This window comes from Flavobacterium sp. KKT103, assembly GCF_055640565.1.
The window spans coordinates 1,128,254-1,143,427 of record NZ_CM145766.1 but is presented as its reverse complement, the minus strand read 5'-3'; the positions used below and the strand labels follow the sequence as shown (position 1 = coordinate 1,143,427).

15 protein-coding genes are annotated in these 15,174 nt (G+C 37.3%); 1 reads left to right on the top strand and 14 read right to left on the bottom strand.

All coding sequences use genetic code 11. The features are described 5' to 3' along the window. Positions 1-15: 15 nt before the first annotated feature. The 7 genes from ACZ2G0_RS04900 to ACZ2G0_RS04870 form a co-directional block, all read right to left on the bottom strand. Positions 16-333, bottom strand: coding sequence for a 2Fe-2S iron-sulfur cluster-binding protein (locus ACZ2G0_RS04900; RefSeq protein ID WP_470309252.1), 318 nt, complete (start codon positions 331-333; stop codon positions 16-18). A 167-nt stretch (positions 334-500) separates the two neighbouring features. Continuing rightward, positions 501-740, bottom strand: coding sequence for a NifU family protein (locus tag ACZ2G0_RS04895; protein ID WP_187009359.1), 240 nt, complete (start codon positions 738-740; stop codon positions 501-503). A gap of 37 nt (positions 741-777) precedes the next feature. Beyond that, the gene (locus tag ACZ2G0_RS04890) at positions 778-1,905 is read right to left on the bottom strand and encodes an Mrp/NBP35 family ATP-binding protein (protein WP_300287925.1); all 1,128 of its coding nucleotides are present in this window, start codon (positions 1,903-1,905) and stop codon (positions 778-780) included. Between the two features lie 186 nt (positions 1,906-2,091). Then, on the bottom strand, positions 2,092-2,427 hold the full coding sequence (locus ACZ2G0_RS04885) for an MGMT family protein (RefSeq protein ID WP_470309251.1): 336 nt from the start codon (positions 2,425-2,427) through the stop codon (positions 2,092-2,094). Between the two features lie 16 nt (positions 2,428-2,443). Continuing rightward, positions 2,444-3,076, bottom strand: coding sequence for a LysE family transporter (locus ACZ2G0_RS04880; protein WP_300287922.1), 633 nt, complete (start codon positions 3,074-3,076; stop codon positions 2,444-2,446). A gap of 50 nt (positions 3,077-3,126) precedes the next feature. Further along, positions 3,127-3,804, bottom strand: a complete 678-nt coding sequence (gene trmB / locus ACZ2G0_RS04875; protein WP_470309250.1) for a tRNA (guanosine(46)-N7)-methyltransferase TrmB — start codon at positions 3,802-3,804, stop codon at positions 3,127-3,129. Between the two features lie 137 nt (positions 3,805-3,941). Then, positions 3,942-4,451, bottom strand: coding sequence for a nuclear transport factor 2 family protein (locus tag ACZ2G0_RS04870; protein WP_470309249.1), 510 nt, complete (start codon positions 4,449-4,451; stop codon positions 3,942-3,944). A 160-nt stretch (positions 4,452-4,611) separates the two neighbouring features. On the opposite strand from ACZ2G0_RS04870, the gene ACZ2G0_RS04865 reads away from it, so the two are divergent. Continuing rightward, positions 4,612-6,201 carry a L,D-transpeptidase family protein gene (locus ACZ2G0_RS04865; protein WP_470309248.1) on the top strand — a complete coding sequence of 530 codons (1,590 nt, stop codon included), beginning with the start codon at positions 4,612-4,614 and terminating at the stop codon, positions 6,199-6,201. A gap of 97 nt (positions 6,202-6,298) precedes the next feature. Here the strand turns inward: ACZ2G0_RS04865 and ACZ2G0_RS04860 are convergent, their stop codons facing one another. The 7 genes from ACZ2G0_RS04860 to ACZ2G0_RS04830 form a co-directional block, all read right to left on the bottom strand. Continuing rightward, positions 6,299-6,613, bottom strand: coding sequence for an HPF/RaiA family ribosome-associated protein (locus ACZ2G0_RS04860; protein WP_300287917.1), 315 nt, complete (start codon positions 6,611-6,613; stop codon positions 6,299-6,301). Between the two features lie 302 nt (positions 6,614-6,915). Then, entirely contained in the window at positions 6,916-9,006 is a 2,091-nt protein-coding gene (locus ACZ2G0_RS04855) for a prolyl oligopeptidase family serine peptidase (protein ID WP_470309821.1), read from the bottom strand. Positions 9,007-9,725: 719 nt separating this feature from the next. Continuing rightward, positions 9,726-11,015 (bottom strand): DASH family cryptochrome, encoded by a 1,290-nt coding sequence (locus ACZ2G0_RS04850; protein ID WP_470309247.1) that lies wholly within the window; start codon positions 11,013-11,015, stop codon positions 9,726-9,728. Between the two features lie 45 nt (positions 11,016-11,060). Then, on the bottom strand, positions 11,061-12,596 hold the full coding sequence (locus ACZ2G0_RS04845) for a cryptochrome/photolyase family protein (RefSeq protein ID WP_470309246.1): 1,536 nt from the start codon (positions 12,594-12,596) through the stop codon (positions 11,061-11,063). Between the two features lie 4 nt (positions 12,597-12,600). Then, positions 12,601-12,702, bottom strand: coding sequence for a DUF2256 domain-containing protein (locus ACZ2G0_RS04840; protein WP_470309820.1), 102 nt, complete (start codon positions 12,700-12,702; stop codon positions 12,601-12,603). A gap of 22 nt (positions 12,703-12,724) precedes the next feature. Further along, positions 12,725-13,459, bottom strand: a complete 735-nt coding sequence (locus tag ACZ2G0_RS04835; RefSeq protein ID WP_470309245.1) for a YqjF family protein — start codon at positions 13,457-13,459, stop codon at positions 12,725-12,727. Further along, the gene (locus ACZ2G0_RS04830; protein ID WP_470309244.1) at positions 13,459-15,012 is read right to left on the bottom strand and encodes a cryptochrome/deoxyribodipyrimidine photo-lyase family protein; all 1,554 of its coding nucleotides are present in this window, start codon (positions 15,010-15,012) and stop codon (positions 13,459-13,461) included. The genes ACZ2G0_RS04835 and ACZ2G0_RS04830 overlap by 1 nt, the downstream gene beginning before the upstream one ends. Positions 15,013-15,174: the final 162 nt, after the last annotated feature.

Below are 15,174 nucleotides of genomic sequence, written 5' to 3'. Positions count from 1 at the left end.
CTTCTCGCTTTTCTATTAACTTTCGGGAGCTAATTCTAGTTCTAAACCTTCTAGACTCTCGGTAATTGGTATTTGGCAACCCAAGCGGCTGTTTGATTTAACATAAAAAGCTTCGGATAACATGGCTTCCTCGTCCTCTCCCATTTCAGGCAAAGCGACTTCATTTAGCACATAACATTGACAAGAAGCACACATGGCCATCCCGCCACAAGTTCCTTCAACTGGAAGCTCGTATGCCTTGCACAATTCCATTATATTCATGGCCATATCAGTTGGAGCTTGCAATTCGTGCACGACTCCTTCACGATCTTTAATTTTTATTAGTACATCCATTAGATTGGGTGTTGTGTTTTAGTTGTGGGTTTGATTACAGTAGTGGGTTGCATGAGGGATAGTAGCAAGCTACCGAAGTAGCGCGAATAGCCCGACGCTTATTGTAAAAAAGGCGACTCAATACAATAAGAATAAGCCTTTTTTACAATAAGGGTCATGCCCTAATCTTATAAAATATTTACAACAGTCTCTATTTGCGGGGCAAACTTTTTAATGGTCGTCTCTACGCCTGCTTTTAAAGTCATTTGGTTTACGCTGCAGCTCGTACAAGCTCCTTCGAGACGCACTTTGACATGCTTGTCATCTTCGATGGATATCAAGGTGATATCGCCACCGTCAGAATTCAAGAAAGGTCTGATTTCCTCTAGCGCTTTATGAACTTCAATAGTTAATTCTTCTGTTGTCATATGGTTTTTTTTAAAGTAATAGAAATTCTATTTCTTATTATTTTTTAACGGCAGAACATCCTGCCATAGTTGTAATTTGGATTGCTTCGGTAGCCGGTAAACTGTCATTTCTTCTTACGGTTTCCTCTACTACTTTACGCGTGATTTCTTCAAAAACAGTCGCTACAACCGAGCCAGTTTGCATCGCTGCCGGACGTCCGAAATCACCTGCTTCGCGTATTGATTGCACGATAGGTACTTCGCCTAGGAATGGCACTTCAAGATCATCTGCTAGGTTTTTAGCCCCTTCTTGACCAAAGATATAGTATTTGTTTTCTGGCAACTCTTCGGGTGTGAAATACGCCATGTTTTCAATAATTCCTAAAACTGGCACATTGATAGCTTCACTCAGGAACATAGATACTCCTTTTTTTGCATCAGCCAATGCGACCGCTTGTGGAGTACTTACTACAACTGCTCCTGTAACAGGCAACGATTGCATGATCGAAAGGTGGATATCTCCGGTTCCTGGAGGTAAATCGATAAGCATAAAGTCTAGTTCTCCCCAGTCAGCATCAAAGATCATTTGGTTCAAGGCTTTAGAAGCCATTGGTCCTCTCCAGATTACTGCTTGTGATGGTGAAGTGAAAAATCCGATAGAAAGCATTTTTATATCGTAGCTTTCTACAGGTTTCATTTTAGATTTTCCGTCCACGGTAACCGATACTGGTTTTTCGTTTTCGACATCGAACATAATTGGCATCGATGGTCCGTAAATATCAGCATCTAAGACACCTACTTTAAAACCCATTTTAGCCAATGATACGGCTAGGTTTGCCGTTACAGTAGATTTCCCTACTCCTCCTTTTCCTGAGGCAACGGCAATAATATTTTTTATTCCAGGAATAGACTTCCCTTTAATTTCAGTTTTCTCCGGCGCTTCGACCTTGCTATTGATTTTGATTTTAGCGTCAGGAGATACTTTCTCCAGAATGGTTTTTCTGATGTCGTCCTCTGCGCGTTTTTTGATGTGCATTGCTGGTGTGTGTAAAACTAAATCTACTACAACCTCATCTCCAAAAGTGATAACGTTTGCAATGGCACCACTTTCGACCATATTTTTTCCTTCTCCAGCGATAGTAATTGTTTCTAAAGCTTTTAGGATTTCTTTTCTATCTAATTTCATTATAATTGTACTGTTTTCAATTGAGGATTATCTGCTTAAATATTATGTTTATTTAAACTGATTTCAGATTACAAAGATAACAGATTAAGTTCTTAAAATAAAGAAATTAGATTGGATTTATTGATGGATAAATCAACGGTATTGATGGCAAAGAATTCCGAAAAAATTTATAAAAATTAAGCTAAATCAACCTTCTAACTCGGTCATTGGCGGTTGCCAAAAATGATTCTCGAAATCAATAATTTGATTATCAACTACCTTAACACCTTCGCTTTCTAGCAACTGCTGCATCAAGTTAGTACCATCAAAGTGGAACTTACCCGTGAGTAATCCTTTTCTATTTACCACTCGATGTGCCGGAATATCCTCCATATTGTGAGAGGCATTCATGGCGTAACCTACCATTCGTGCTGATCGTGCCGCACCAATAGATTTTGCAATAGCGCCGTAGGAGGTTACTTTGCCAAATGGAATTTGCCTTGCAATCACATATACTCTCTCGAAGAAGCTTTCGTCTGCCATTTCAAATTAGGTTGTATTACAAATAGAAACGAATAATATTAAATAACGTAACCAAAGCGATTAACCCTGTTATACTACCAATAATTTTATTCATATTCCGCAGCAGGTAATCGGCTTTTGATTCTATCTTTTGAAAAAACCGGATGTAAAAATAAAACACAATAGAAGATCCAAGAACCACTCCAGTCACAAAAGTCAGAACAGAGGACAGTTCAAAGGAAAACAAATCATAAGAAGAAAGTGTGATACTTACAAAAACATAATAGGGAATTGGAAAAAAGTTCAATGCCGAAAGCAGCATGCCTAGAAAAAAACGTTTCTTTTGACTGCTTTTTTTGATTTTTGCTTTTTTAATTTTAGGCGCTTTCGCGATCCACAGAAAATAAATAGTCAAAGCTCCAAAAAGAGCGAAGCCTACTTCTCGCAATAGGTTTACAATATCAGGGCGAACATTGATGACACGAGCAAAAAGTATGGCAACAAAGGCTTGAAAAAAAATAATGATGATGGCTCCAAAAATAAACCAACCTGCATTTCTTGTCCCTTCTTTCAAATTTACTTTAGCTGCCGTCATATTCAGTAACCCTGGAGGAGTTATCCCAATAAAAGCAGTGGCAAAGCCTGTAAGTAGCGAAATAAGTATATTCATAGACAAGAATGGAAATTGGAACAAGGAAACAGTTAGCGTACGATACTGATCTACTCTTTAATTTTAAATCTAATATACGTAATTGCCTTGTTAATTTCCAAATATTGTTTTTCGTAAAAGGTCTGAAAAGCAGTTACTTCCTCTGGACTTCCTTCGTTTACGTATACATTGTGATTCGCATACAACACCTCATGACCTTCTCCATGCAACAACCCTAGCGTGTAGCCGTGCATAAACTCACTATCGGTTTTTAAGTTCACTACACCGTCTTTCTTCAGGATTTTTTTATACAATTGCAGAAATTCTGAATTGGTCATACGGTGCTTCGTTCTCTTGTACTTGATTTGCGGATCTGGAAAAGTAATCCAAATCTCGTCTACTTCGTTTTCGGCAAAAATATGATTGATTAATTCAATTTGGGTACGGATGAAAGCCACATTCTGCAGTCCTGTTTCGACTGCTGTTTTAGCACCACGCCAAAAACGAGCTCCTTTGATATCTATTCCAACAAAGTTTTTATTAGGATATCTTTCGGCTAAACCAACAGAATACTCTCCTTTTCCACAACCTAATTCTAGTACTAGCGGATTGTCATTCTTAAAAAAGTCTTGGTTCCACTTCCCTTTTAATGGGAATAAATCACCTACTACTTCTTCTCTTGTTGGCTGAAATACATTAGTAAATGTCTCGTTCTCCCTGAATCTCTTTAATTTATTTTTGCTTCCCACTTTGTTTCCACTATTTTAATGAGGCCAATTCGACCTATTTTATTGCTTGGCAAAATTAAGGAAATATATGAAACCTCGGGACTGTCAGCAAAAATATAATCGGTTATAAGAGAAATTCGAAAAAAAAGGTTCCCCTTTTACTTTTTACTGAATTTTTCTAGTAAAGCATTTTCGATAGGAGATTTAATTTTGACAACTTCGTTGCTATTATCATTTGGAATCGTCATCGAAAGTACATAATGCTGAATTTTCCAGTCGTTCCCAACCTTAACTAACACACCTGAACCTCTACAAATTTTCATTTGAGTACTGAGCAATTCATCAAACCAAGCCGTTTTTCCCGATTTATCAAAAAAAATATGACGCTCGACCGCCGTAAAGCTCCACGCCTTTCCACGATCAAAAAACGGTTTTGCAAATGCCTGAAATTGTTCTTTGTTCCAATTCTCTGTAGCATCCGTTCCTATAAAAACAGCATCATTTGTCATCAAATTGAAATAGGCATCAAACTTCGCTTCGGCAGCAGCCTTATGCCATTGATCAAGAACCAAATTAATTTTTTGTTTATCCCTATCAGAATTCATAGAAAAAGAACTAAAAGAAGACAACAGAACAACAAGCAATACGCAGGCAATATTATTTTTCATGATGACAGAATTTGAATTTCGTAATTCAGAAAGTAACGATTTGATACTAATTTAGAAGTAAAGATAGTATTTTAACAATAATATTTAAAATAGGGTAATGAATAAGCTGACGGTGACCGTTTTTGTGTATTTTTACACCCAAAAAAATCAGATCTAGGGAATGAAGAAATCGATCACAACTTGCTTAATGCTTGCTAGTTTACTACTACTCATTTGTGCGTCATGTAAAAAAAACCATGCCGATGATTTAGCAGCATCTCAAAAGAAAGAAAAAGTAGATTTAAGTAAAATTCCTTTTGACAGCACCTTGGTGTCTTCTTTTTTCGAGAAACATCCGCTTTTGCAAAAATACCAACTCGATGTAAACAAACTGTATCGCAAATACGACTATCATTACTTATGGTATGATAAAAATGGATCTAATGAGTTTGCCAGTGTAGCGTACAACAAGATCATTAATCTTCCTGAAGAAGGGATTGAAACTGCGATTCCGTATAAAACCGAATTAAACTCCGTTTATGAAAACGCGATTGCATCTCAAAAACCCGATACCAATTCAGAATTACTTACTACCGCCCTATACTTTTTTTACATTGACAAAGTCTATCACGGTATTGAAGCGGCAAAATCAAATGAGATGGAGTGGTTTTTACCCCGAGAAAAACAGTCCTATACTACTTACACAGACTCTTTAGTAATTGATCCTGGATCGATCAAAAAACAGAAAAAAACCCTGTTTAGCCAATACTATTTATTGAAAAACCAATTAAAAAAGTACCGTGAGATTGAACAAAAAGGAGGCTGGGACTCTATTGCACTTCCTACCGGCTATAAAACCCTAAAAATTGGCGATAGTTTACCAGCAATTGCGCAGGTTCGTAAAAGACTCTTTCTTGATGGGTTTTTAAAAACTGATTCTAAAAGCTTAATTTATGAATCTGCTCTTGCGGAGGCTGTTGTGAAATTCAAAAAAACCCGCGGAATTGATGGCGACAAGTTATTGTATGGTTCTACTTTGAATTACTTGAGTACGCCTGTGAGCTCGCTAATCAAAACGCTTGTCGTAAATATGGAACGCTGCCGATGGGTATCGAAAGACATCAGTAAGGCCAAAGAACTTATTGCAGTGAATATTCCTTCCTATGAACTCTCTTATTTTAAAAACGGGAAAATTGTTTTAAAATCGAATGTGGTCGTAGGGAAAACACTTAATAAGACCGTTATTTTTAGCGCTCCCATGAAGTACATTGTATTTAGTCCGTATTGGAATTTACCCACAAGTATTATTCAAAAAGAGGTATTGCCGGCTATAGCCAAAGACCCAAATTACCTTGCCTCACATAATATGGAATGGAACAATGGAAATGTGCGTCAAAAGCCAGGGGTTAAAAACTCCTTAGGTTTGGTGAAGTTTTTATTCCCTAATTCGAATGCCATTTACTTACATGACACGCCTTCCAAATATTTATTTAGTAAAGATCAAAGAGCGTTCAGCCACGGTTGCATTCGAGTGGCAAAGCCAGCAGAACTTGCTTATAAAATCATGGAAAATGATCCTGACTGGAATCCTGAGAAAATAGACGAAGCCATGCATGCTGGAAAAGAAAAATGGTACCCGCTTAAAAACAAAATTCCGGTTTACATAGGATATTTCACCGCTTGGGAAGACACTGATGGAATACTACATTTCTATGATGATATTTACACAAGAGACGAAGCACTGGCTGCTTTATTATTTGATAACAAGTAAATTAGTTAATTAAACCACTACTAATAAATGTAAAGAAAAAGGACTAACACCTTCGTGCTAGTCCTTTTTTTATGCTGTATCCTGAACGGACGTATATCTAATGTGCTTTTTGCTTATCGAAAGTGGTGCTCAATGTTTTTTTAACTTTAGCTAAAGCATCATGAAATGCTTTTTCAACAGTATCCGCATGAGCAGTCACGACAACGGGTTGCAATTTGGCAGGACGAACTTCGATTAAACAACGTTTGTCGTTGATTCCTGGCTTATCACTATTTTCATCACCTACATGCACCTCGATGCGTGTTATTTTCTCTTCAAAACGAGCTAATTCTTTTTCTAATTCAGCAGAAAAATAAGCTTCTACTCTTTGATGTCCTTCTACATTTTTGTCTGTGTTAAATTGTATTTTCATAGTTTATTGTATTATTGATTGTCTCTCAAAGTTAACGAATGAAGACCCGAAAAACGAATGAATTAGCAAATAATTATGAAATAAAATGACGATTTTGCAACTGCAGCAAATGGATTGTGGAGCTAACTATTTAAGCATTATTTTGTTAGAAGCAAAAAAACGCTATCCCGAAGAATAGCGTTTTTTTTTGTAAATAGGTTTATTAACCGACTGTCCTAGCCCTGATGGAAGCGGCATCCTCTTGTGGCGGGGTTCGCCACAAGAGATACAGCGAACAGCAGGAAATAGCTCCTCATTCTTATTTATTTCGTAACAGGCAATTCCTTGATGCCCATATTGAATAAGGTAAAGGCCTGGATGTCTACATTTTCCTGAATCGTAGCCGCTACTGATTTTCCTGCTCCGTGACCTGCTTTGACATCAATACGGATTAACGTAGGATTTGGACCTGTTTGCTTTTCTTGCAACTCGGCCGCAAATTTAAAACTGTGTGCCGGCACTACTCGATCATCATGATCTCCTGTGGTTACCATCGTTGCTGGGTATTGTGTTCCTGCTTTTACATTTTGCACTGGCGAGTAGCCTTTGATGTATTCAAACATTTCCTTACTATCTTGCGATGTTCCGTAATCGTACGCCCAACCTGCACCTGCGGTAAAGGTATGGTAACGCAACATGTCCATTACACCCACTGCTGGCAAGGCCACTTTCATCAAATCTGGTCGTTGTGTCATCGTTGCTCCTACTAATAAACCTCCGTTTGATCCGCCACGAATGGCTAAGAAATTAGAGGAAGTATATTTTTGAGCAATTAAATATTCGGCTGCAGCGATGAAATCATCAAATACATTTTGCTTTTGCATTTTAGTTCCTGCATCGTGCCATTTTTTACCATATTCTCCACCTCCACGTAAATTAGGCACGGCGTAAACTCCTCCGTTTTCTAACCATACTGCATTAGCAATACTAAAACTTGGAGTTAAACTCACATTAAAACCACCATATGCATAAAGCATAGTTGGATTTTGTCCGTTTAGCTGTAACCCTTTTTTATAGGTAATAATCATTGGGATTTTTGTTCCGTCTTTAGAAGTATAGAACACTTGTTTCGACTCGTAATCATCGCTTTTAAAATCTACTTTGGGTTTTTCATATACAGTTGATTTTCCTGCGTTAGGATCAAAGGCATAAATTGTTCCGGGTGTAGTGTAGTTTGTAAACGAATAGTACAATGTTTTGTCTTTCTTCTTTCCGCCAAAACCGCCCGCTGTTCCCACTGCTGGTAACTGAATTTCGCGTAGCATTTTACCTGAATAATCATATTGTTTTACAACTGAAACAGCATCTTTCATGTAATTGGCAAAGAAATAACCGCCACCTGTTGATGGTGATAACACATTATCTGTCTCTGCAATAAAATCAACCCATTTATCTGGAGTAGGTTTACTGAAATCAACGGTTACAATACGTTTGTTAGGTGCTTTTAGATCGGTTTCGATAAATAGTTTTTTCCCTTCGGTCATAATCACACTGTTATCACTATTGAAGTTATCAACGATCGTTACAATTGGACTATTTGGCGTTTTAAGATCTTTGATGTACAATTCGTTTCCGTAAGTTGAATTTGCCGCCGAAATTACCAAATAAGCATCATCCTCGGTTACGTAACCACCAATGTATCTGCGTTTTTGGTCTGTGCCAAAGATTACCTTATCTTCTTTTTGAGACGTTCCTAATTTATGAAAGTACAATTTGTGCTCATCTGTTTTTGCAGAAAGCTCGCTTCCTTTTGGTTTTTCATAGCTTGAGTAATAGAAACCCTCGTTTCCTCTCCACGACAATCCACTGAACTTTACATCGACGATAGTGTCTTCGATTATTTTTTTAGACAGGGCGTCCATTATTATTACTTTTCTCCAGTCGCTTCCGCCTTCTGAAATGGCGTAAGCTACTTTAGAACCGTCTTTTGAGAAATCGATTCCTCCAAGAGAAGTGGTTCCGTCTTTCGAAAACGTATTTGGGTCTAAGAAAACTTCTTCTTTACCACTAGCATCTTTACGGTACATTACCGACTGATTTTGCAGTCCGTTATTTTTAGAAAAATAGGTAAAGTTTCCTTCTTTGGATGGAGCTCCTATTTTTTCGTAATTCCATAATTTTTCTAATCTTGATTTTAGAGCGGCACGAAACGGAATTTGGTTTAAATAACCATAAGTCACTTCATTTTGTGCTTTTACCCAAGCAGCGGTTTCATCTGATCGGTCGTCTTCCATCCATCGGTACGGATCGTTCACTTGCGTACCAAAATAGGTATCCACTACGTTTCCTTTTTTGGTTGCAGGATATTTAAGCGGACTTTGTCCGTAAGATGCGGTTGTTGCGGTAACTGCCATTATTAAAATTAATTTTTTCATTAGTCTTTTTTATTGGTTAGTACAAAAATAAGGAAAATCATTGGCTTCCTGTATAAATGAAAAGCGTTAGTAAGATTGGTCGTTAAATGTTGGTTTTTGTTACTGTGAATTTGTTTAACACATAAGTTTTTCTTTGGTTGAATGTGGGTAAAGGTTGTTAAGCAGAGGTGCACTGAGATTTCACGGAGAATCGCAAAACTCTTGTTTACCATATAAGTCATATAAGTTTTTTTTGGTTCAGTGTGGGTATAGGTTGTTGCGCAGAGAATCGCAAAGTTTTTTTACCATATAAGTCATATAAGTTTTTATTTCGTTGAGTATGGGTAAAGGTTGTTGCGCAGAGGTGCACTGAGATTGCGCAGAGAATCGCGAAATTTTTTTAACATATAAGCCATATAAGTTTTTTTGGTTCAGTGTGGGTATATGTTGTTACACAGAGACGCGCAGAGGCTTCACGGAGAACCGCAAAATTCTTTTTCACCATTAAGAAATTAAGGAAAATTAAGAATACTAAAACAACACTTAATGAATCTTAATGCCTTAATGGTTAAATATTAAACTAACGCAACACGTAAATGGTTAAAAATTTAGCGAACCTCTGAGTTAACTTTGTGGCTCTTTGCGAAAAAAAATCACATTAAAACGGTTCTTAAATTTAGAAGTTTCAAAAAGTTACTTTCAAATTTTAGATCATGCTGCTATTTCAACCATAAATCTCTAAAAACGCTATCCTTGTCGTAATCCTTTGCTTGCTTCTCGATATTGAAATAACGGTGTTTGCGAGGGTCATTACCAACTCCTGCCAGGTAGGCCCAATTGCCCCAATTGCTGCACACATCATAATCAATCAATTGCGATTCGAAGTAAGCGGCACCCAATCGCCAGTCCATATTGAGTTCGTTACAAAAATAACTCGCCACGTTTTGACGGCCACGATTACTCATAAAACCCGTTTCCTTCAACTCGATCATGTTGGCGTTAATAAAATGGGAATCTGTGGCGCCATTAATCCATTGCGAGAGTAATTTCTCGTTTAAGGATTTCGAATTAGGCTTATCAGTCTTTATACCCGCATATAGGAAAAACTTTGTCTGGTATTTTTTGAACATGAATCGGAAAAAATCACGCCATAACAACTCAAAAACTAACCAATAGGTCGATTCATTAGCTTCGTGCATTTCCTCATACTTTTTTACTTGGTCGTAAATCGTTCTAGGAGAAATACATCCTAGAGCCAACCAAGCTGAAAATTTAGAAGAATAGTCTTCTCCTACCATTCCGTTTCGTGTTTCTTTGTAAACTGAAAGGTTTTTAGTTTCATAAAAATAATGGTTCAATCTCGCTAGCGCTTCGGTTTCTCCCCCTTTGAATTGAATAGCTGCACGAAAATCGATAGGTGTATATTCTAAACCTAGCTCTTCCAACGTAGGCAAAGTTAGTTCAGGTATTTCAGGAGAAGCAATGCTGTCCGGTTTTGCAAAAACGGCTCTAACGGTCGCGTCTAATTCGGTTTTACGACGGAATTGCGTAAACACATCAGGAATATTTTTAATGGCAAACGGCAAATCTTCGGCATGATACATGGTGCTTGTACTTAAGGTCTCTAACTCGCAGCGTATTTTAAACAGCGCTTCTTGCACCTTGGCTTCCATTTTCTTTTCTTCATAAGCGACTTCTCTTTTTGCAAAAACCTTTTGGGCTTTGTATTGGGCTGCAACTTTAGGAATTTCAACTTCGGGATTTCCTTTCAAAATCAATAAGCCTGAACCTATTTTACGCAAATTAGCATCTAAATCAATTAAAGATTCCAATAGAAACTGCGCTCGGAAACTACTCGTTTTAGGATAGCCGTATTTTGTAATTCTGAACTCGGCATCGTCAAAGCAATACACTGGCAATACGGAATCACCATGCGCAATTGCTTTTAATAATGCTTCATTATCTTCTAATCGTAAATCGGTTTTAAACCAAACTATAGCTGTTTTCATAGTAATATAATTTTGCTGAATAAAAATTGGCAGCTAATTACTCTTTTATAATTCATTAATATTTTTCAAATAATAATCGGCTTGTTCTAGCAATGCAGTTTGCGCTTCGGGCTTCATTTTTCGCCATACATTGTACATCATTCCAATTCGGGGATTCTTACCTAGTTTATCTTCATTTTTATCGTAAAAATTCCAATACAAACTATTAAACGGACACGCCTTATCGCCCGTTTTAACCTCTTTCTTGTAAAAGCAACTGCCGCAATAATGACTCATTTTATCAATATAAGAAGCGGAGCTAACGTACGGTTTAGTACCTACAATACCTCCATCAGCAAACTGACTCATACCGCGTGTATTGGTGATTTCGACCCACTCAATAGCATCAATATAAATACCCAAGTACCACGCATCAATTTCATCCGGATGTACTCCAGCCAAAAGCGCAAAGTTCCCCGTGATCATCAGTCGTTGAATGTGATGTGCATAGGCGAAGTTTAGCGATTGATTGATGGCGTCTTTCAAACAATTCATTTTAGTTTTCCCCGTCCAAAACCAATCGGGTAATTTTTCTTGGTTGTTAAAAAAGTTCATACTGGCATATTCCGGCATTTGTAACCAATAAATACCTCGCATGTATTCTCTCCAACCTATAATTTGCCTAACAAAACCTTCCAATTGATTGTATTCAATTTTATCCGGGTTTGCCTGCCAAGCTTCAACTGCTTTATTGATCACTTCTTGTGGTGAAATCATTTTGATATTCATCGAAAAAGACAATCTGGAGTGATACAACGACCACTCATTTGGTGTCATCGCATCTTGATAACTCCCAAATAAATGCAGACACTCCTCGATGAAAAAGTCTAATAATTCAAGCGACTGCTCTCTATTCACTGGCCAAACAAAATTAGTAGCATCTATGGTCCCGATGGTTTGAATATCGGTTTTATTAACTTCTTTAAGAATTTTAGTAATGTTGTTAGCAAAAACTAAAGGCGCCGTAGGTTTGTGGTTTTTAGGTAATTTTTTTCTGTTTTCGCTATCGTAATTCCACTTCCCAGTCAACGGTTGACCTCCTTCCATCAGGACATCATGTTTTTTGCGAAGCATGCGATAAAAATTCTCTAAAATAAACGTCTTTTTACCTTCAAAAAAATCAGCCAATTCCGTTCGTGTCGTATAAAAATGCTCCGAATCTACCACTGAAGTAGTTATTGAAAGGTTATTGCACAACTCCTTCAATACTTCATCCAATCGAAACTCATCAGGTTGCTGGTACTCAAAATGTGTGAATTGGTGCTTTTCGATAAGACTTTTTATGTTTTTATCGAAAGATTGCAAATTATCCGCATCATTCAAATAGATATAAATTACTTGATGCTTTTTAGCCTTTAAGTCTGCATAAAAAGCTTGCATAGCAGCAAAAAAACCAACTACTTTTTGAATATGGTGCTTGGCATAATCGGTTTCTGATCGCACTTCCATCATCACATACACCACCGAATCATCCACGGTTTTGAACCAAGAATGATTGGAATTAAGTTGATCACCAAGAATTAATCGTACTGTTTTACTCATTGTATTATTTATTGCTTCTGCATTTATCACTGCAGTATTTTACCTCGTCCCACACTTTTTCCCACTTCTTTCGCCATGCAAAAGGGCGGTTACAAACGATACACATTTTTGAGGGTAGGTTTTGTTTTTTAACTCCTTTCATGTTCAAAATTTAATCGGTTTCGCTTCCATTCTATTCCTACTGATGATCCTTCGGCTATGAAAACGGCAGCGGGCTCCGTGTCATTCAAAACAGAAAAAGCTTCACCGTACATCGCTTTGAAATCACAATTTATCGTATACTTTTCTACTTTATTTACAAGCCAGCTCGGATGTTGTAATTTGTATTCTTCGCTGGTGTTTTCGTCAATTTTGGTATAACCGTAATAATGCTCGTAGATGAACTTTTCTAGACTATCAGACTGCATTGGCTTTGCAACTGTTGTCGCTTCCACGTAAATGTTATTCCATTTTTTATTGAGTAGCCATTCAAAATTTACTTTTTTAGTTGCTCCGTCCCCACTAATTTGATGCTTCGTAGGAACTACAGTATATTTCTCATTATATAGTTTATTAGCCATCCAAGCCACGATGGGATAGGGAATCGTCTCGTTGATAAATACTACGCCTCTTTTGAATGAATTGCCCTCTTTCCGAACTACATAAAAGCGTAAATTGATTTCCTCAAACGTCCCGAAATAGGGAATTTTAATATTAAACAGTTTGGTGTCCTTAAACATAAAACCAACCAAACTAATGTAAGCCTTACCATCGAACAAATCGAGTTCGACTCCTTTTGGTAAAAAAGGAATTAATATAGCAGGATCAATTTCATAATTGGCCATTATGATGTTTTCCCAATTTGCTTTTAAAAATAGTGTCATTAAGATTTTGTCTTTTTAGTTCTTGGACTTAGATCAGATTCCGAATCCAGTTCGGAATGAGTGATTCGCACATTTTTGCTTTGCAAATTTGGCTTTCTACTCACATGTTTTTTCAAAATTCGTTTTCCCTCCTCTTTCACTTCGTCTTTTTTGCGGAAGCTCCATACAATATCACTGGCAAATTTTCTGGTTTCATCAATGTTTACAATCGGCTCAGGATAATCTTTTCCTATTTCGCATTTATAAAATTGCTGTTCGATGGGATTTAACTTCCAAGGTTCATGAATTAAATTCACTGGTATTTCGGCTAGCTCCGGCACCCATTGTTTGATAAAAACACCTTCGGTATCGTGATCTTCCGAGTTTTTTATGGGACTGTAAATTCGGATCGTATTGATTCCCGTTGTCCCTGATTGCATTTGGATTTGCGGATAATGAATGCCTGGTTCATAGTCTAAAAATTGCCTTGCTAAAAAATGCAATTCGCGCCAATCCTGCCATAAATTAAAAGTAAAGAAAGACACTACCATGGCGCGCATTCTAAAATTAATATAACCGGTAGCCACCAAACAACGCATGCAAGCATCAACAATAGGCACACCTGTTTTCCCCTCTTGCCACGCTTTTATATAAGTTTCGTTCTTTGGTTTAACCAAAGTATCATAGGCTCTATTGACATTTTCGAACTCCATGCGACATTCGTCTTCAAACTTTTGAATAAAATGACAATGCCAATGCAGTCGCGAAACAAAATTGAGAATCGCTCTTTTATTTTTTGAATTCTCGTAATGCTGATTGGTGTATTGGTAAATCATTCGCATACTAATATTCCCGTAGGTCAAATAAGGCGATAAGCGGCTGCAGCCTTTTCGACTCAATGCGGGTTTAGAAATGTGCTTGCTGTAATTAACGTATCGTTCCTTTACAAAACTGTCTAGATAACGCCAAGCCCAATATTCCCCACCTTGCTGAAAATTGGTATTTCGAGTTGTGATGTCATCGGAAAGCGGTTCGCCTTTTAGTCTGTCGTAAAAATGAGCATCGAGAGCAACTAGATTCAGTTGTTTTTCATCGAGCATTTTTGGTTCGGCACGCATGACCTCTTCCCATCGCTTATCCCAATGCTGTCTTGATTTTAATCTCCTAATAACGCCGTGCATTTGCGACTCTTTCCAGTTAATATTATGTTGCTGAAAGAAAGATTGCATCGCAATATCTCGGTCATAGGTAACTTTATTTCCTATTTCTTGGTGTGAGAACACCGTCTTTATATCGTACTTTTTTACTAATTCAGTAAATACGTTGCTTACTTCATTATGAAAAAAATGCAGGGTAGCATTGATTGGAGCGAGCTTTTTTTGCAAATCTTGAATGGATTCATATACAAACCGCCAATGACGCACATCAGAATCGTCATAACTCATAACTGAAGGTTCAAAAAAATAGACCAGCAATAACGGCAATCCTGAATGGTATGCAGCATACAAGGCTTCGTTATCTACGAAACGTAAATCTCTTTTGAACCAAACGATATTTATGGGGGTTTTATTCACCGCTACTGCCTACTAGTTTTATTTTGTTTAAGCATTATTTACAAATGTTAAACAAATATACAAAACTTAGTTTTAAGTTGTATTAAAATATGCTTATATAAACGAATAAGGCGCAAAATCAATTGTGAAATTGACCTTGCGCCTTGGGTTCTTATTAAATAA